This is a genomic window from Streptomyces sp. NPDC002176, assembly GCF_044903645.1.
Taxonomy (GTDB): domain Bacteria; phylum Actinomycetota; class Actinomycetes; order Streptomycetales; family Streptomycetaceae; genus Streptomyces.
In genome coordinates this window covers 197814-214356 of sequence record NZ_JBJDQW010000006.1, presented here as the reverse complement: position 1 = coordinate 214356, position 16543 = coordinate 197814, and the positions used below count along the sequence as shown (strand labels likewise).

Annotated in this window: 15 protein-coding genes; 8 read left to right on the top strand and 7 right to left on the bottom strand. The window is 70.1% G+C overall.

Annotated features, from left to right (window positions below; all coding sequences use genetic code 11):
• The first annotated feature begins 75 nt into the window (after positions 1 to 75).
• A complete protein-coding gene (serC, locus tag ACI2LY_RS26660) occupies positions 76 to 1194 on the top strand; it encodes a phosphoserine transaminase (RefSeq protein WP_404709360.1) in 1119 nt (372 codons plus the stop codon).
• Positions 1195 to 1298: 104 nt separating this feature from the next.
• Here serC and ACI2LY_RS26655 read toward each other — a convergent pair whose 3' ends face one another.
• Entirely contained in the window at positions 1299 to 2267 is a 969-nt protein-coding gene (locus ACI2LY_RS26655; RefSeq protein ID WP_404709359.1) for a WD40 repeat domain-containing protein, read from the bottom strand.
• Positions 2268 to 2366: 99 nt separating this feature from the next.
• On the opposite strand from ACI2LY_RS26655, the gene ACI2LY_RS26650 reads away from it, so the two are divergent.
• From ACI2LY_RS26650 to ACI2LY_RS26640, 3 genes are all read left to right on the top strand, one after another.
• The gene (locus ACI2LY_RS26650; protein WP_404709358.1) at positions 2367 to 3041 is read left to right on the top strand and encodes a GDSL-type esterase/lipase family protein; all 675 of its coding nucleotides are present in this window, start codon (positions 2367 to 2369) and stop codon (positions 3039 to 3041) included.
• A gap of 84 nt (positions 3042 to 3125) precedes the next feature.
• Complete coding sequence (locus ACI2LY_RS26645) at positions 3126 to 3686, top strand: Uma2 family endonuclease (protein ID WP_404709357.1); 561 nt, start codon at positions 3126 to 3128, stop codon at positions 3684 to 3686.
• Between the two features lie 47 nt (positions 3687 to 3733).
• Positions 3734 to 4726, top strand: coding sequence for an aldo/keto reductase (locus tag ACI2LY_RS26640; protein WP_404709356.1), 993 nt, complete (start codon positions 3734 to 3736; stop codon positions 4724 to 4726).
• Positions 4727 to 4896: 170 nt separating this feature from the next.
• Here the strand turns inward: ACI2LY_RS26640 and thpR are convergent, their stop codons facing one another.
• The 3 genes from thpR to ACI2LY_RS26625 form a co-directional block, all read right to left on the bottom strand.
• Positions 4897 to 5469 carry an RNA 2',3'-cyclic phosphodiesterase gene (gene thpR / locus ACI2LY_RS26635; protein WP_404709355.1) on the bottom strand — a complete coding sequence of 191 codons (573 nt, stop codon included), beginning with the start codon at positions 5467 to 5469 and terminating at the stop codon, positions 4897 to 4899.
• 52 nt (positions 5470 to 5521) lie between these two features.
• Positions 5522 to 6790, bottom strand: a complete 1269-nt coding sequence (locus ACI2LY_RS26630; protein ID WP_404709354.1) for an MFS transporter — start codon at positions 6788 to 6790, stop codon at positions 5522 to 5524.
• Positions 6791 to 6890: 100 nt separating this feature from the next.
• Entirely contained in the window at positions 6891 to 7328 is a 438-nt protein-coding gene (locus tag ACI2LY_RS26625) for a MarR family winged helix-turn-helix transcriptional regulator (RefSeq protein ID WP_030804715.1), read from the bottom strand.
• Between the two features lie 153 nt (positions 7329 to 7481).
• Between ACI2LY_RS26625 and ACI2LY_RS26620 the strand changes: the two genes are divergently transcribed.
• A complete protein-coding gene (locus ACI2LY_RS26620) occupies positions 7482 to 7664 on the top strand; it encodes a ribbon-helix-helix protein, CopG family (protein ID WP_355384927.1) in 183 nt (60 codons plus the stop codon).
• Between the two features lie 39 nt (positions 7665 to 7703).
• Here ACI2LY_RS26620 and ACI2LY_RS26615 read toward each other — a convergent pair whose 3' ends face one another.
• Positions 7704 to 9155 carry an NCS2 family permease gene (locus tag ACI2LY_RS26615; protein ID WP_404709353.1) on the bottom strand — a complete coding sequence of 484 codons (1452 nt, stop codon included), beginning with the start codon at positions 9153 to 9155 and terminating at the stop codon, positions 7704 to 7706.
• 192 nt (positions 9156 to 9347) lie between these two features.
• Between ACI2LY_RS26615 and ACI2LY_RS26610 the strand changes: the two genes are divergently transcribed.
• The 3 genes from ACI2LY_RS26610 (at position 9348) to ACI2LY_RS26600 (ending at position 14621) form a co-directional block, all read left to right on the top strand.
• Positions 9348 to 9617: a DUF2530 domain-containing protein gene (locus ACI2LY_RS26610; RefSeq protein ID WP_389005061.1), complete on the top strand. Its 270-nt coding sequence runs from the start codon at positions 9348 to 9350 to the stop codon at positions 9615 to 9617.
• A 190-nt stretch (positions 9618 to 9807) separates the two neighbouring features.
• A complete protein-coding gene (locus ACI2LY_RS26605) occupies positions 9808 to 12093 on the top strand; it encodes a GH92 family glycosyl hydrolase (RefSeq protein WP_404709352.1) in 2286 nt (761 codons plus the stop codon).
• A gap of 125 nt (positions 12094 to 12218) precedes the next feature.
• Entirely contained in the window at positions 12219 to 14621 is a 2403-nt protein-coding gene (locus ACI2LY_RS26600) for an HAD-IC family P-type ATPase (RefSeq protein WP_404709351.1), read from the top strand.
• Between the two features lie 3 nt (positions 14622 to 14624).
• On the opposite strand, the gene ACI2LY_RS26595 is transcribed toward ACI2LY_RS26600, so the two are convergent.
• Entirely contained in the window at positions 14625 to 15455 is an 831-nt protein-coding gene (locus tag ACI2LY_RS26595; protein WP_404709350.1) for a hypothetical protein, read from the bottom strand.
• 170 nt (positions 15456 to 15625) lie between these two features.
• Positions 15626 to 16540: a hypothetical protein gene (locus ACI2LY_RS26590; protein ID WP_404709349.1), complete on the bottom strand. Its 915-nt coding sequence runs from the start codon at positions 16538 to 16540 to the stop codon at positions 15626 to 15628.
• Positions 16541 to 16543: the final 3 nt, after the last annotated feature.

The window sequence follows — 16543 nt, the reverse complement described above, 5'->3', positions numbered from 1 at the left end:
CCACGACCCGGAAGAGTCGTCTCATCCGACGGACACGGCTTCGTCCGGTTTCGCACACCCGATACGCTCCGACTCGTGGCCGACATCGAGATCCCCGCTGACATCAAGCCCGCCGACGGACGCTTCGGCGCGGGCCCCTCCAAGGTGCGGACGGAGGCGCTCGCCGCGCTCGCGGCGACCGGCAGTTCCCTGCTGGGCACCTCCCACCGCCAGGCTCCGGTCAAGAACCTGGTGGGCCAGGTCCGCGAAGGCATCAGCTCCCTGTTCTCCCTCCCGGACGGCTACGAGGTCGTCCTCGGCAACGGCGGCTCCACCGCCTTCTGGGACATCGCGACCCACGGACTGATCGAGTCCAAGTCCCAGCACCTCAACTTCGGTGAGTTCTCGTCCAAGTTCGCCAAGGCGGCCAAGCTCGCCCCCTGGCTGGCCGAGCCGACCGTCATCGCCTCCGACCCCGGCACCCACCCCGAGGCGCGCGCCGAGGCGGGCGTGGACGTGTACGCGTTCACCCACAACGAGACCTCCACCGGTGTCGCCATGCCGATCAAGCGCGTGGCCGGTGCCGACGAGGGTTCGCTCGTCCTGGTGGACGCCACCTCCGGCGCGGGCGGCCTCCCGGTCGACGTCTCCGAGACAGACGTCTACTACTTCGCCCCGCAGAAGTCCTTCGCCTCCGACGGCGGCCTGTGGATCGGCGTGTTCTCCCCGGCCGCGATCGAGCGCGCCGAGCGGGTGCACGCCTCCGGCCGCCACGTCCCGGAGTTCTTCAGCCTGCCGACCGCGATCGACAACTCGCGCAAGAACCAGACGTACAACACCCCGGCGCTCGCCACGCTCTTCCTGCTCAACGAGCAGCTGGAGTGGCTGAACGGCCAGGGCGGCCTCGACTTCGCCACCGGCCGCACCAAGGACTCCTCGAACCGGCTGTACACCTGGGCGGAGGAGTCGAAGTACGCGACGCCGTTCGTCACCGACCCGGCCAAGCGGTCGCAGGTCATCGGCACGATCGACTTCGCCGACGAGATCGACGCGGCCGCGGTCGCCAAGGTGCTGCGCGCCAACGGCATCGTGGACACCGAGCCGTACCGCAAGCTCGGCCGCAACCAGCTCCGCGTCGCCATGTTCCCGGCGATCGACCCGGCCGACGTCGAGGCGCTCACGAAGTGCGTCGACTATGTCATCGAGCGGATCTGAAACCCGTAGATCCAGGTGAGTGAGGGCGCCCCGGTGGTGAACCGGGCGCCCTTTCCCATGCCGCGCGCCCTTCTCGCGCCCCGCGCCCTCCCCGTTCCCCGCGCCTACCCCTTGCGCCGCATCAGCCGCATGCCGAACACGGCGGCGGCACCGAGCGCGAGGAGGACGGCGCCGACCTTGAACCCGCCCTCGTCACCCTTCTCCCCCGAGGCGGAACTCCCCCCGGTGGACGGCGACTTGGACGCCACCGCACCGCCCTCCGGCGCGTCCAGCGCCTTCACCTGGCTCTGCGCGCCCTCGCTGCCGTACATCAGCCTGGTGCCGTCGGCCGAGTAGCTGACGGACTCGCCCTGGCCCTGGAGCGGCACGTCCAGCCGGTCCAGCTTCTTGATGCGGCCGCCGTTCCAGTCGTAGGAGATGCCGCCGAAGTAGCCGCGTACGGCGAGCTGTTGACCGTTCGGGGAGAAGGCGGCGTCGGTGGCCCACAGGTCGACGGGGGCGACCGGGCGGAAGACGTTCGTACCGGAGGACGACAGTTCGGCGGGGCCCTCGTACAGGTGACCGCCGTCCTCGTTCTTGTCGATGATGTAGACGCGACCGGTCTTGGGGTGGACGGCCAGCGACTCGGCATCGCGTGGGCCGTCGGAGTACTTCACGACGTACTGCGTGGCCGTGACCGTCTGGTCCTTCAGGGTCTTCGGCTCGGGCAGCCGGTAGATCCACACGTAGGGCCAGCGGCCGTGGAAGTTGTCGCCGATGTCGCCGACGTAGATCTGGTTGTCCGGCCCGATGGAGATCGCCTCCACGTCGCGCGGGGAACCGATGCCGCGCAGGGTGAGCGTGGCGACGGTCTTTCCGGTGCGGCTGTCGACGGCGTAGAGGTACGGGCCGTCGTCGCTGTCGTTGTGCGTCCAGTAGACGCCGGGATGCAGGTGGGAGGCGGCCAGGCCGCTGGACTCGGTGATCCTGGGGTCCGCGATGGTGAACCCCTGGTCCCCGTCCGCGGCGTGGGCGGGCAGGGCGCAGGCACCCGCGAGCAGGGCCCCGGCAAGCAGGGCGAACGGTCGGCGCATGGTCCAAGACTGCCACCTGGCGCGGACGTTCAGCGGAGGTGGTGGGCCTCACAGGGGCCCTGGATGCGGGCCCGGACCACGATCCGCCATCATGAGCGGATGCTCAGGTTCATGCCCGTAGGTGACTCCATGACGATCGGGAGCGCGGGCGAACACACGTGGCGTTACCGGCTGTGGCGGCACCTGCGCGACACATACGGCGACCCGTTCCAGATCGTCGGCCCCCGCGAGACGCTGTTCGATCAGGCCACTGGGGAGCCCGGCTCGCACGAGTACGCCGACCCCGACTTCCCGCGCGCCCACCTCGCCGGGTGGGGCGAGGGCTGGCAGCACATGGCTCCGCTGATCGGGGAGGCGGTGCGGGCGCACCGGGCCGACGTGCTGCTGGTCTCCCTCGGCCTGATCGACCTGGGCTTCTACACCAACGCGGAGCAGACGGCGGAGAACGTACGGGCGTTCGTCGCGGCGGCCCGCGAGGCGCGTCCGCGCGTGCGCATGGTGCTGCTGCCGGTCATCCCGAACATACGCGCCCAGGAGGACGCCCCCTTCGCCGACCAGGTCGGCCTCTTCAACACCCTCCTCGCCAAGACGGCCGCCGACCTGGACGAGCCCCGCTCGCCGCTGCTGCTGGCCTCGGCGCCGGAGGGGTGGGACATCCGGATGGACACGTACGACGGCACGCATCCCAACACGAGCGGGGAGCACCGGATCGCGGGGGCGTTCGCGGGGGCGATGCACGAGGCGTGGGGGGTGGGGGAGCCGTACGTGGCTTGATCACGCCGACGTGATCGGGGCGTTGCCGGTTGGCCGGGCGATTCGTTCAACAGCTCACCAGGAGATGGGCGGGAGGAACGCCACATGACCGAGATCGGCCCGCCGACTACGCTGGACGACTGGTTCACACGTCTCGAAGCGATGCCGGTGCCAGAGGGGTACAAGGCCGAGATCATCGGGGGGACCGTCCACTTGACCAGCCGAGGCGATTCCCAGTGGGCGATCACCGCCGACCTGTACGACCAGCTGCGCACCAGGTACCCACGGACACGGCTGAAGTCCGGTGCCCGGCTCGACCTGCCGGGGCCGCTCAACAGTTACGCCCCCGACCTGATGCTCCTCGCCGAGAGTGCCGAGAGGACGGCCGTGGGCCTCTGGCGTTGCGCGGACGTCGAGTTCGCCGCCGAGGTTCTCCCGCTGGACACGGTGGACCCCGCACGCGGCCTGAAGGAGGCCGCTTACGCCTTGGCGGAAGTGCCGGTGTACCTCGTCGTCGACCCGCGGCAAGGCCGGTGTCACGCCTACAGCAAGCCGAAGGAGGACGAGTACATGGTCCGGCTGACCGTCGCCTTCGGAGGGGACCTCGACCTCACCGGCACCCCGGCCGACCTCGTCCTCAAGACCGACGACTTCCCCCGCGACTGACCCCACCGCTTGCCTGGAGTCCACTCCAAGACGTTGGCTAGGTGGGCATGAGGTACACGCAGCTTGGACGTACGGGACTCAAGGTCAGCCGACTGGTGCTCGGGACGATGAACTTCGGGCCGCAGACGGACGAGGCGGACAGCCACGCGATCATGGACGCGGCGCTGGACGCGGGCATCAACTACTTCGACACCGCGAACGTGTACGGCTGGGGCGAGAACAAGGGCCGCACCGAGGAGATCGTCGGAACCTGGTTCGCCAAGGGCAGCGAGCGGCGCGAGAAAACCGTCCTGGCCACCAAGGTTTACGGGAACATGGGCACAGAAGGCGAGCCCTGGCCCAACTACGACAAGCTCTCCGCGCTGAACATCCGCCGCGCCGTGGACGCCAGCCTGAAGCGGCTGCGGACCGACTACATCGACATCTACCAGTTCCACCACATCGACCGGAACACCCCGTTCGAGGAGATCTGGCAGGCGGTCGACGTCCTGGTCACCCAGGGCAAGATCCTCTACGCCGGTTCCTCCAACTTCCCCGGCTACAAGATCGCCCAGGCCAACGAGACGGCGCTGCGCCGGGGCAACACCCTCGGCCTGGTCAGTGAGCAGTGCCTGTACAACCTCGCGGAGCGCCGCGCCGAGATGGAGGTCATCCCGGCCGCCCAGGACTACGGGCTCGGCGTCATCCCCTGGTCGCCGCTGCACGGCGGACTGCTGGGCGGGGTCATCCGCAAGGAGGCCGAGCGCGGGCGCCGCGCCTCCGGCCGCGCGGCCGACGCCCTCGCGGACACGGCCACGCGCAACCGGATCGAGGCGTACGAGGAGCTGCTCGCCAAGCACGGCCTGGAGCCCGGCGAGGTCGCGCTCGCCTGGCTGCTGACCCGGCCCGGCGTCACCGGCCCCATCGTCGGCCCGCGCACGGCGGCCCAGCTGGAGTCCGCGCTGCGCGCGGTGGAGCTGGAGCTGAGCGAGGAGCTGCTGAAGGAGCTGGACGGGATCTTCCCCGGCCCGGGCCCCGCCCCGGAGGCGTTCGCCTGGTAGGGGCGAGCGAGTAGCGGCAAGCGAAAGGCCGCTCCGTACGGGGTTCCCCGCGGAGCGGCCTGGGCGGCATGCGTCAGTGGACGGCCGCCGCCACGGCGACGACCACCAGCATCAGTACGAGCGCACCGGCCATGATCCGGTTCCGGGTTTTCGGGTCCACGACGACGAGCCTAACCGGACGCGCCCAGTGCCCAGCGGGCGACCGGCACGTACCGGGGCTGCTCGCCGGGGACGCCGGAGGCCGGAAGACGGCTGCGGACGAGGACCAGTTCGCCCACCGTCCAGCCGGTACCGGCGAATTCGGCGAGGGCGGCGACGTAGGGACGCAGGTCGGTGTCGCCCTTGCCGCGGGCCAGTGTGAGATGCGCCCGGTAGTGCCGGTGCTCCTCGCCGCCCACCCCGGCCCGGCGTCCGGCCGCCTGGGCCCGCCCGGCCAGCCTGCCCAGCGCGGTGAGATCGCCCGAGGCCCCGGCCCACAGCGCCTTGCCCCGCCCGAAGCCACCGCCCCCGGCGACGGCCAGCGGGAACGGTGCGCTCCGCCCGGCCGCCCGCTCCAGCCGCCGCTCCAGCTCGGGCACGCTCTCCTCGGGGACCTCCCCGTAGAAGGCGAGCGTGAAGTGCCAACCGTCCGCCTGGGTCCACCGCAACGCGTCGGCCCCGGCCAGCCCCCGCAGCACCCGCACCTCCCGGCCCAGCTCCTCCACGGCCCCCGGGGGCGGCAGCACGGCGGCGAAGAGTCTCATGCCCTCACGATCCCAGACGGGCCGCCGACGCACAGGCGGCCCTGTTCCCGTCTCACGCCACCCGCGTCAACTCCCCGCTCCCCCGCGGCACGAACCGCAGATGTGGGCCGTGGTGCCAGGTGAGCCGGAGTCGGAGGTTGCCGGCGCGGGCCAGGAAGAGGCCGATGACCGCTGCCGCGGCGGCTGAGACGACGCCGCCGGCCAGGAAGCCGAAGCGGGCTCCGTAGGTGTCGGTGACCCACCCCACGAGCGGTGCGCCCAGCGGTGTGCCGCCCATGAACACCATCATGAAGAGGGACATCACCCGGCCCCGCATGGCCGGGTCGGTGGACATCTGCACGGCGGTGTTGGCGGTGACGTTGACCGTGAGGCCGAACACCCCGATCGGGATCATCAGCAGCGCGAACAGCCAGTACGAGGGCGCCAGCGCCGCCACGATCTCCACCGCGCCGAAGGCCAGCGCGGCCGCGACCAGCACCCGGAACCGGGCCGTACCGCGCCGCGCGGCGAGCAGGGCGCCGATCAGGGAGCCGACGGCCATCAGGGTGTTGAACAGGCTGTACGCACCGGCACCGGCGTGGAACACGTCGTCGGCGAAGGCGGTCAGCCACACCGGGAAGTTGAAGCCGAAGGTGCCGATGAACCCGACCAGCACGATCGGCCAGACCAGCTCGGGGCGACCGGCGACATGCCGCAGCCCCTCCCGCAGCTGGCCCTTGCCGCGCGGGGCGCGGTCGACGGCGTGCAGCTCACGGGTGCGCATCAGCAGCAGCCCGGCGATGGGCGCGACGAAGGACAGACCGTTGGCGAGGAACGCCCACCCGGTGCCCACCCCGGTGATCATCAGACCGGCGACGGCCGGACCGACCAGCCGGGCGGACTGGAAGTTGGCCGAGTTCAGGCTGACCGCGTTCTGGAGCTGGCCGGGGCCGACCATCTCCGAGACGAAGGACTGCCGGGCCGGGTTGTCCACGACCGTGGCGAGACCGACCGCGAAGGCGGCGACGTAGACGTGCCAGACCTGGACGTGCCCGGAGAGGGTGAGGACGGCGAGGGCGAGGCCGGTGAGGGCCATCGCGGACTGGGTGAACAGCAGCGCGGGCCGCTTGGGCAGCCGGTCGACGAGGACACCGCCGTACAGGCCGAACAGCAGCATCGGCAGGAACTGCAGGGCGGTGGTGATGCCGACGGCCGCGGAGGAGCCGGTGAGGCTCAGCACCAGCCAGTCCTGGGCGATGCGCTGCATCCAGGTACCGGTGTTGGAGACGACCTGCCCGGCGAAGAACAGCCGGTAGTTCCGGACCTTCAGCGAGCTGAACATCGAGGTTCTGCCGGAAGCGGGGGTAGTAGTGGCCGGTGCGGGGACGGAAGCTGCTCCGGGTCCCGTACTCAAAAGGTCGCCTCCTGAAGCGATGCCGTGGCTACAGTTGCGCGAGCTTCTCCAGGACGGGGGCGGCGGCGCGCAGGGTGGCCCACTCGTCCTCGTCGAGGCCCTCGACCAGACCGGCCAGGAACGCGTTGCGTTTGCGGCGGCTCTCGACGAGCATCGCCTCGGCCTGCTCGGTCCGGGTGACGACCTTCTGGCGCCGGTCCTCGGGATGCGGCTCGAGCCGGACCAGGCCCTTGGCCTCCAGGAGCGCGACGATGCGGGTCATCGAGGGCGGCTGGACGTGCTCCTTGCGCGCCAGCTCGCCCGGAGTGGCCTGTCCGCAGTTGGACAGCGTGCCCAGCACCGACATCTCGGTGGGGCTCAGCGACTCGTCGACCCGCTGGTGCTTGAGTCGACGGGACAGCCGCATCACGGCGGAGCGGAGGGAGTTCACGGCGGCCACGTCGTCGCCGTGGGTGAGGTCCGACATGTCTTTAGCCTAACTCATTACTCTCACTAAGGAACGCCACCACGCACGCGTGTGCCAGTGATGTCCGCCACTGAGCCTCATCGTCACCCGTACGAGTGAGCCGGTTCCGAAAAGTGACCCATCGGGTGGCGGGATGTGGCGACCCTCTTACGCATGGGGACCAGTGTGCTCAGCCTGCGGATGGACGGGGAGCTGCTAGAGAGGCTCCGGGAACGCGCGGCGAGAAGGGGAATGAGCGTGCAGGATTACGTGATCCGCACGCTCGCCAGGGACGACTTCGACGAGCGGTTCCAGACCGCCGTCGACGAGACCGAGAAGTTCTACGGGGTCACATGAGACTCATGTGACCCCGTAGGAAAATCAGCCGCGCCCCGGTCAGGTCAGACCGAGGGCCGGCATCAGGTAGTAGAAGCCGAAGACGGCCGCGACCACGTACATCGCCACCGGGATGTCCCGGCCGCGCCCGGCGGCCAGGCGGAGCACCACGAAGGTGATGAAGCCCATGCCGATGCCGTTGGTGATCGAGTAGGTGAACGGCATCATCACCATGGTCACGAAGGCCGGGATGGCGATGGTGAAGTCGGACCAGTCGATCTCCCGGATCGAGCCCGCCAGGATCAGGAAGCCGACCGCGAGCAGCGCGGGCGTGGCGGCCTGGGACGGGACCATGGTGGCGATCGGGGTGAGGAACAGCGCGGCACCGAACAGGGCGCCGGTGACGACGTTGGCGAGGCCCGTGCGGGCGCCCTCGCCGACGCCCGCGGTGGACTCCACGAAGCAGGTGGTGGCCGACGCGGAGCTGGCGCCGCCCGCGGCGACGGCGAGGCCGTCGATCAGCAGGACCTTGTTGACGCCGGGCATCTGGCCCTGGGCGTCGGTCAGCTTGGCCTCGTCGCTGATGCCCATGATCGTGCCCATGGCGTCGAAGAAGCAGGACAGCAGGACGGTGAAGACGAAGAGGATGCCGGTCAGCACGCCGACCTTGGCGAAGCCGCCGAACAGGCTGACCTGGCCGATCAGGCCGAAGTCCGGGGTGGCGACCGGGTTGCCGGGCCACTTCGGGGTGGTCAGGCCCCAGGACGGCACCTCGGCGACCAGGTTGATGATCACCGCGAGGACGGTCATCGCCACGATGGAGATCAGGATCGCGCCCGGGACCTTGCGGACGATCAGCGCGAGGGTGAGCAGCGCACCCAGGATGAACACCAGGACCGGCCAGCCGGTGAGGTGACCGCCGGTGCCGAGGGTGAGCGGGACGGTGGTCTGGGCGATGTCCGGGATACGGGTGACGAAGCCGGAGTCGACCAGGCCGATCAGCATGATGAACAGGCCGATACCGATGGCGATGGCCTTGCGCAGCCCGTAGGGCACCGCGTTCATCACGCGCTCGCGCAGACCGGTGGCGACCAGCAGCATCACCACGAAACCGGCGAGCACCACCATGCCCATCGCGTCCGGCCAGGACATGCGCGGCGCGAGCTGGAGCGCGACGACGGTGTTGACGCCGAGCCCGGCCGCGAGCGCGATCGGGACGTTGCCGATCACACCCATCAGCAGGGTGGTGAAGGCGGCGGTGAGCGCGGTGGCCGTAACCAGCTGGCCGTTGTCGAGATGGTGCCCGTACATGTCCTTGGCGCTGCCAAGAATGATCGGGTTCAGCACGATGATGTACGCCATCGCGAAGAAGGTGGCGAAACCGCCCCGGATCTCGCGGGCGACGGTGCTGCCGCGCTCGGAGATCTTGAAGTAGCGGTCGACAGCGCCGAAGGAGGGTGTACCGCCGGGCTGTTCGGGGGAAGGAGCCTTGGCCGTGGCCGAGGTGGGCATGCGAGTCCTCTTCACCATTCAGGGTTCCCCCGAGCCCTTTTGGAGTTTCGTACGAACAGAAACAGTCAAAGACAAACGGCTTCAGTATGAACGTATGAAGCCTAGATCGCTATCTCCGCGCGTAGATATTCACCGAATGTCCGTGGGGAAGCGGGCTGCCGGGCGTGGCGCGGGGCCTCGTAAGCTGTGCCCATGACGAAGTGGACCCCCAAGCACGAAGCGCCGGAGCCCCTGGAGGGGCCCGTGGTCGCCACGATCACCGGCGGCACGATCGTGTGGTTCGTCCTCTTCCTGGTCCAGCTGCCGTTCTACGGCTGGTTCGAGGACCACGGCCACCTGTGGTGGGTGTGGACCTGCCTGGCCGGGGCCGGTCTCGGGCTGATCGGCATCTGGTACGTGCGCGGGCGGGACGCCGCGATCAAGCGGGCGGCGGCCGAGCGGGAGCCCGTCTCCGCGGAGTGACCTCCGGGTCGTGCGGGACCTCTGGACGGCATGCGGATTTCGTGTTGTCATGCCCACTGCTGTCCGTTGACAACGTTGTACTGCGCGCACTTGAGGCACTGACAACGTTGTCCTGAACCACCCCTGAGCAACTCCGGCCCACCACCTCAGAGGTTCCTGCATGACATGGACACGGCATATCGGTCGCTTCATGGCCGGGACACTGGCGGCGACCGCGCTGCTGGCCACCCCCGCCCACGCGCAGGCCGACCCGCCCGCCCGGCTGACCGACCTCGTCAACCCGTTCATCGGCACCCAGAACGAGGGCAACACCTACCCCGGCGCGGCGGTGCCGTTCGGCATGGTGCAGCTCTCCCCCGACACCGGCCACAACACCGGCTACGACTACGGCCAGGACCACATCCGGGGCTTCTCCCTGGTCCACCTCTCCGGCGTCGGCTGCGGCCTCGGCGGTGACCTCCCGGTGCTGCCCACCACGGGCGACGTCACCACCACCGACTACGCGAAGTACGCCGCGAAGTTCAGCCACGACGACGAGTCCGCGAGCCCCGGCTACTACCGCGTCGGCCTGGACACCGGCATCGAGGCCGAGCTGACCGCGACCGCCCGCACCGGGGTGCAGCGCTACACCTTCCCGGCCACCGACAAGGCCAACGTCCTGCTGAACGCGGGCCAGTCGCTGCACACCAAGGTCGCCACCGAGGTCGAGATCCTGGACGACCACACCGTGCGCACCAAGCTCACCGGGCGCGGCTTCTGCCAGGACACCGTCCCCTACACCCTCTACACGGTCACCCGCTTCGACCGCCCCTTCACCGCCCACGGCACCTGGACCGGGTCCACCGTCACCGACGGCGCGAAGACCGGCTCGGACGGCGCCTACCTGCGGTTCGACACCCGGAAGGACCGCACGGTCGAGGCCACCACCGCGCTGTCCTACGTGGACGCGCGGGGCGCGCTCGGCAATCTGCGCGCCGAGGGCGGCCGGTCCTTCGACGCGGTGCGCGGCGCGGCCCAGCGGGCCTGGGAGGACCGGCTGGACGACGTACGGGCGCGCGGCGGGAGCGACACGCTGCGCCGGACCTTCTACTCCTCGCTGTACCGGTCGTTCCTCGCGCCGAACATCGGCAGCGACACCGACGGCCGCTACACCGGCTGGGACCAGAAGATCCACCGCACCCAGGGCTTCACCTACTACCAGAACTGGTCGCTGTGGGACACCTACCGCACCCAGTCCCAGCTGCTGTCCCTGCTCGCGCCGCGTGAGGCGCGGGACATGGCGATCTCGGTGATCCGGATCGACGAGGAGAGCGGCTGGCTGCCCAAGTGGGGCTACGGCACGGTCGAGACCAACATCATGACCGGCGACCCGGTCACGCCGTTCCTCACCAACGCCTACCAGCAGGGCCTGCTGCACGGCTGGGAGGAGCGGGCCTACAAGGCGCTGAAGAAGAACGCGGACGGCGTGCCGCCCGCCGGTTCACCGGCCGTGGGCCGGGAGGCGAACCGGGAGTACCTCGCCGACGGCTTCGCCCCCTACGTCAAGGACCGCCCGCACGCCAAGCCCGGCGACTCGGACTACGACCACGGGGCGTCGGCCACGCTGGAGTACGCCCTGTCGGACGCGATGCTGTCCCGGATGGCCCGCGACCTCAAGCACGGCGCGGACGCGGACCGGTACGCGGCGCGGGCGCAGAACTACCGGAGGATCTTCGACCCCTCGACCGGGTTCTTCCGCGCCCGTGACGCCTCCGGCGCCTTCACCGGCCCGGCCGACCCGGCCAAGAGCGAGGGCTTCCACGAGGGCACGTCCTGGCAGTACCAGTGGCTGGTGCCGCAGGACCTGCCCGGCATGGTGGACCTCATCGGCGGCAAGCAGGCGGCCAACGACCGGCTCGACTCCTTCTTCGCCTACGGGCAGTTGACCGAGGACCCGGCGAAGACGGCCCGCGAGGTGTGGGTGAACGGGCCGTACGACTACTACAACGCGGACAAGTACAACCCGCAGAACGAGCCCGACCTGATCGCGCCGTACACCTACCTGTCCACCGGGCAGCCGTGGAAGACGACGGACGTGGTGCACGCGGCGCTGACCCTGTTCACGGACGGGCCGACCGGGATGACCGGCAACGACGACCTGGGCACGATGTCCGCCTGGAACGTGCTGTCGTCCATCGGCGTCTTCCCGGTCCAGCCCGGCTACGACACCTGGGGCCTGTCCACCCCGGTGTTCGACCGGGTCGACCTCACCCTGGACCGCCGGTACTACCCGCACGGCGCGCTCACCATCACCGCGCCGGGCACCTCGGCGGACACCCGCTATGTCCAGTCGGCGCGGCTGGACGGCGCCGCGTACGGGCGGACGTATCTGACCACCGGGGCGCTGCGGACGCACCGTTCGCTGTCCTTCACGGTCGGGTCGACGCCCTCCTCCTGGGGCACCGGGGCCGACGCGGGACCGCCCGCGCTGGGCTGATCCGGGGCCTGGTCAGGGCCTGATCAGGGGCGCCCCCGAGACCTCCTCGGGGGCGCCCCTGGCGTTACCCGGAGATCGGCCCGCCCGGCAGGTGAAGCGGGGATTCCGCACGTAACGTCGAAGGCATGACGCATATCGACGCGGGTGCCGGACTGGACCCCGTGCACCCGGTCGCGCCGCCCGGCACCCGCCCGGCGGGGCTGACCCGCGCGGAGGTCGCGGAGCGGGTGGCACGGGGGCAGGTGAACGACGTTCCGGTGCGCAGCAGCCGCTCGCTGGGCGAGATCGTGCGGGCGAACGTGTTCACCCGGTTCAACGCGATCATCGGGGTGCTGTGGGTGGTGACGTTGTTCGTCGCGCCGATCCAGGACAGCCTGTTCGGGTTCGTGATCCTCGCCAACACCGGGATCGGGATCGTGCAGGAGTGGCGGGCGAAGAAGACGCTGGACTCGCTCGCGGTGATCGGGGAGGCCCGGCCGACCGTGCGCCGGGACGGCCATGCGGTCCAGGTGCCGACCAGCGGGATCGTGCTGGGCGATCTGGTGGAGATCGGGCCCGGCGACAAGATCGTGGTGGACGGGGTGTGCGCCGAGGCCGACGGTCTCGAGGTGGACGAGTCCCTGCTGACCGGCGAGGCCGACCCGGTGGTCAAGCACCCCGGCGAGCGGGTGATGTCGGGCAGCTTCGTGGTCGCGGGCGGTGGCGCGTTCCAGGCGACCAAGGTGGGACGGGAGGCGTACGCGGCCCAACTGGCCGAGGAGGCGTCCCGGTTCACACTGGTCCACTCCGAGCTGCGGTCCGGGATCTCCACGATCCTGAAGTACGTGACCTGGATGATGGTCCCGGCCGCGCTCGGCCTGGTCGTCACCCAGCTCGTGGTGAAGAGCAGCGACTTCAAGTCGTCGGTGGCCCGCACGATCGCCGGGATCATCCCGATGGTGCCGGAGGGGCTGGTGCTGCTGACCTCGGTGGCCTTCGCCATCGGGGTGGTGCGGCTCGGGCGGCAGCAGTGCCTGGTGCAGGAGCTGCCCGCGATCGAGGGCCTGGCCCGGGTGGACACCGTCTGCCTGGACAAGACCGGCACGCTCACCGAGGGCGGCATGGACGTGACCGGGCTGAAGCCGCTGGACGGCGCCGACGAGGGGCGGGTGCGGGAGGTGCTGGCCGCGCTCGGGGCGTCCGATCCGCGTCCCAACGCCTCGCTCCAGGCCATCATCGACGCCTATCCGGACGGCCACGGTGGGGATTCGCGCCCGGTGAGCACGCTGCCGTTCTCCTCGGCCCGCAAGTACAGCGGGGCCGCGTTCGAGGAGGGGGACGGCAAGGTCACCGGGTGGCTGCTGGGCGCCCCCGACGTCCTGCTGGCCCCCGACGACCCCGCGCTGGCGGAGACCGGACGGCTGAACGAACAGGGGCTGCGGGTGCTGCTGCTGGCCCGCGCCGCCCGTGACCTGGACGGTCCCGACCCGGCGCGCGGGGCCCGGCCCGTGGCGCTGGTGGTGCTGGAGCAGCGGCTGCGCCCGGACGCGGCCAAGACCCTGCGCTACTTCGCCGACCAGGACGTCCAGGCCAAGGTGATCTCCGGGGACAACGCGGTGTCGGTGGGCGCCGTCGCGCACAAGCTGGGGCTGTCCGGCAAAGCGGTGGACGCGCGGAAACTGCCCGCCGACCCGGCCGACCTGGCCAAGGCGGTGGACCGGGCCACGGTGTTCGGGCGGGTCACCCCGCAGCAGAAGCGGGAGATGGTCGGCGCGCTCCAGTCCCAGGGCCGCACCGTGGCGATGACCGGCGACGGGGTGAACGACGTCCTGGCCCTGAAGGACGCCGACATCGGCGTCTCGATGGGCTCGGGCTCGGAGGCCACGCGCGCGGTGGCGCAGATCGTGCTGCTGAACAACAGCTTCGCCACGCTGCCGTCGGTGGTCGCGGAGGGCCGCCGGGTGATCGGCAACATCACGCGGGTGGCGACGCTGTTCCTGGTGAAGACGGTGTACTCGGTGCTGCTGGCGCTGCTGGTGGTGTGCTGGCAGGTGGAGTATCCGTTCCTGCCCCGGCATCTGACGCTGCTGTCCACGCTCACCATCGGCGTCCCGGCGTTCTTCCTGGCGCTGGCGCCGAACAAGGAGCGGGCGCGGCCGCACTTCGTGCGCCGGGTGATGCGGTATTCGATACCCGGCGGCCTGCTGGCCGGGGTGGCGACCTTCGTGACGTATCTGCTGGCCCGGCACCACTACACGGGTGCGGACGCGCTGGCCGCCGAGACCAGCGCGGCCACGCTGACCCTGTTCCTGATATCGATGTGGGTCCTCGCCATCATCGCCCGCCCCTACACCTGGTGGCGGGTGGCCCTGGTGGCCGCGATGGGCGTCGCCTTCCTCTTCGTGCTGACCGTCCCCTGGCTCCAGGACTTCTTCGCCCTGCGCCTGGTCGGCAACACGATGCCGTGGGCGGCGGTGGGAGTGGCGGTGGTGGCGGCGGCCGCCCTGGAACTCGTGTGGAGATGGGTCGACCGCCGCTTCCCGGTGTGAGGGTTACTGCACGTCGACGGCGTCGGCCGTGGCGGCGACGGCGGCCGTGGTGGAGATGCCCGCGTAGACGTAGCGGAAGGAGCCGTCGACCGAGGCGGTGACGGTGGTCTTCAGCTTGCCGTTGGCGTCCGTCTTGACGGTCTTGAGGGTGCTCCAGGTGCTGGAGCCCTTCTTGGCGAACTGGAGCTGCACGGACTGCGCCCCGAGGCCGTAGTACTTGTTGTAGTCCCAGCTGGCGCGGGTCAGGGTGCCGGTGACCGTGAGGGTCTTGCCCTTCTTGACCGGCTCGGGGGCGGCGTCGGTGGTCAGCGCGGAGTTGCGCAGCAGGCTGGTGCTGGCCATGGCGCCCTGGTCCTTGAAGCCGACCTTGTTGTAGTCGGGCTTGGAGGGGTTCTGCCCGTTGAAGGCGGTCGCCTCGGCGGCCACGGACCACTTGCCCGCGTCGGAGGCGGTCAGGTCGCCGTCGGCCGGGTAGAGGTCGATGGTGCCGGTGCAGGTGAGCGTGGTGGTCGTGGCCTTCTTGCAGGTGGCGAAGTCGTCACCCTCGAGCGTGGCGCTCGGGTCGTCCAGGGGGCCCCGGTAGAGGTAGGCGTCGCTGTAGAAGTCGGCTGCGGTCGCCTTGACGTTCGCGCCGTAGGTCAGCGTGTACGAGTAGGCCGCGCTGACCTTGTTGCTGCTGCCGACCTTGATCGACGAGGCGATCTTCAGCTTCGAGAAGCTGACGTTCATCGTGTACGGCGTGCCGTCGGCGGGCGCGGCGTGCGCGGCCGGTACGGCGAAGGCGGAGAGAGCCAGGGCGCCGGTGACGGCGGCCACGGTGGCACGTATGCGCATGTGCGGTTCCCTCTGGGGGAGAAGTGATCGGTGAGTCGGTCGACTCGGGTGATCAGATCCGTGAGGGGTCTTCCTGGTTGTACGGGCGGGGCGTTCCTTGACCGGAATTTGCCCACTCATTGCCGGGTCGAGGGCCCCGCCCGCTCACCTCTTCAACGGTCGCCCGCGGATCAGCGCACGTCGACGAAGTCGGCGGTCGAGTCGACCGCCGGGGTGGTCGAGGTGCCCGCGAAGCTGTAGCGGAAGTAGCCGTCGGCGGTCGCCTTGACGGTGGTCTTCAGGTTGCCCCGGGAGTCCGTCTTGACGGTCTTCAGCGTCGTGTAGGCGCTGGCGCCCTTCTTCTTGAACTGGAGCTTCACGGACTGCTTGGTGTACCCGTGGTACTTGTTGTCCTCCCAGTTGGCGCGGGTGAGGGCACCGGTGACCGTGATGGTCCGGCCCTTCTTCACCGGCTCCGGGGAGGCGTTGACGGTCTGGCGGGAGTACCGCTGCACCGAGGTGTAGCCGAGGCCGCCCTTGTCGGCGAAGCCGATCTTGGAGACGTCGGGGTTCTCCTCGTCCTGGCCGTTGTAGGCGATGGCGATCGCGGCGCCCTTCCAGCTACCGGCGTCGGAGTTGAACAGCCAGCCGTCGGCGGGGTAGATGTCGAGCTTGCCGGTGCACTTCGCGGTGGTGGCCGTGGCCACCTTGCAGGTGGCGGGCAGGTCGCCGTACACCTCGTTGTCCGGGTAGTCGAACGACCCCTTGTAGAGGTACGGGCCGGTGAGGAAGTCGGGGGCCGTGATGTCCACGTCGGCGCCGTGGGTCAGCGTGTAGGTGACCGTGGTGGAGACGTGGTTGGTGGTGCCGACCTTGATCGCCTTGGCCACCTTGAACTGCGAGAAGGTGACGTTCAGGTCGTACGGCAGGTCACCGCGGGCGGACGTGACGCCCTGCTTGCCCGAGGCGGCGTGCGCCCCCTTGACGATCTTCATGGCCTCCGTGCGGTACGCGGAGCCGGTGCCGTCGGCGTGCGCGGCCGGGACGGCGAGGGCGGAGAGAGCCAGGGCACCGGTGACGGCGGCCACTGAGGCGCGAATGCGCATGTG

Excerpts from the sequence above, each read along its gene's own strand:
- ACI2LY_RS26655 (WP_404709359.1), bottom strand. The coding sequence starts at position 2,267 with ATGCGCCGACCGTTCGCCCTGCTTGCCGGGGCCCTGCTCGCGGGTGCC.
- ACI2LY_RS26650 (WP_404709358.1), top strand. The coding sequence starts at position 2,367 with ATGCTCAGGTTCATGCCCGTAGGTGACTCCATGACGATCGGGAGCGCG.
- ACI2LY_RS26645 (WP_404709357.1), top strand. The coding sequence starts at position 3,126 with ATGACCGAGATCGGCCCGCCGACTACGCTGGACGACTGGTTCACACGT.
- ACI2LY_RS26640 (WP_404709356.1), top strand. The coding sequence starts at position 3,734 with ATGAGGTACACGCAGCTTGGACGTACGGGACTCAAGGTCAGCCGACTG.
- thpR (WP_404709355.1), bottom strand. The coding sequence starts at position 5,469 with ATGAGACTCTTCGCCGCCGTGCTGCCGCCCCCGGGGGCCGTGGAGGAG.
- ACI2LY_RS26630 (WP_404709354.1), bottom strand. The coding sequence starts at position 6,790 with ATGTTCAGCTCGCTGAAGGTCCGGAACTACCGGCTGTTCTTCGCCGGG.
- ACI2LY_RS26625 (WP_030804715.1), bottom strand. The coding sequence starts at position 7,328 with ATGTCGGACCTCACCCACGGCGACGACGTGGCCGCCGTGAACTCCCTC.
- ACI2LY_RS26620 (WP_355384927.1), top strand. The coding sequence starts at position 7,482 with ATGGGGACCAGTGTGCTCAGCCTGCGGATGGACGGGGAGCTGCTAGAG.
- ACI2LY_RS26615 (WP_404709353.1), bottom strand. The coding sequence starts at position 9,155 with ATGCCCACCTCGGCCACGGCCAAGGCTCCTTCCCCCGAACAGCCCGGC.
- ACI2LY_RS26610 (WP_389005061.1), top strand. The coding sequence starts at position 9,348 with ATGACGAAGTGGACCCCCAAGCACGAAGCGCCGGAGCCCCTGGAGGGG.
- ACI2LY_RS26605 (WP_404709352.1), top strand. The coding sequence starts at position 9,808 with ATGGCCGGGACACTGGCGGCGACCGCGCTGCTGGCCACCCCCGCCCAC.
- ACI2LY_RS26600 (WP_404709351.1), top strand. The coding sequence starts at position 12,219 with ATGACGCATATCGACGCGGGTGCCGGACTGGACCCCGTGCACCCGGTC.
- ACI2LY_RS26595 (WP_404709350.1), bottom strand. The coding sequence starts at position 15,455 with ATGCGCATACGTGCCACCGTGGCCGCCGTCACCGGCGCCCTGGCTCTC.
- ACI2LY_RS26590 (WP_404709349.1), bottom strand. The coding sequence starts at position 16,540 with ATGCGCATTCGCGCCTCAGTGGCCGCCGTCACCGGTGCCCTGGCTCTC.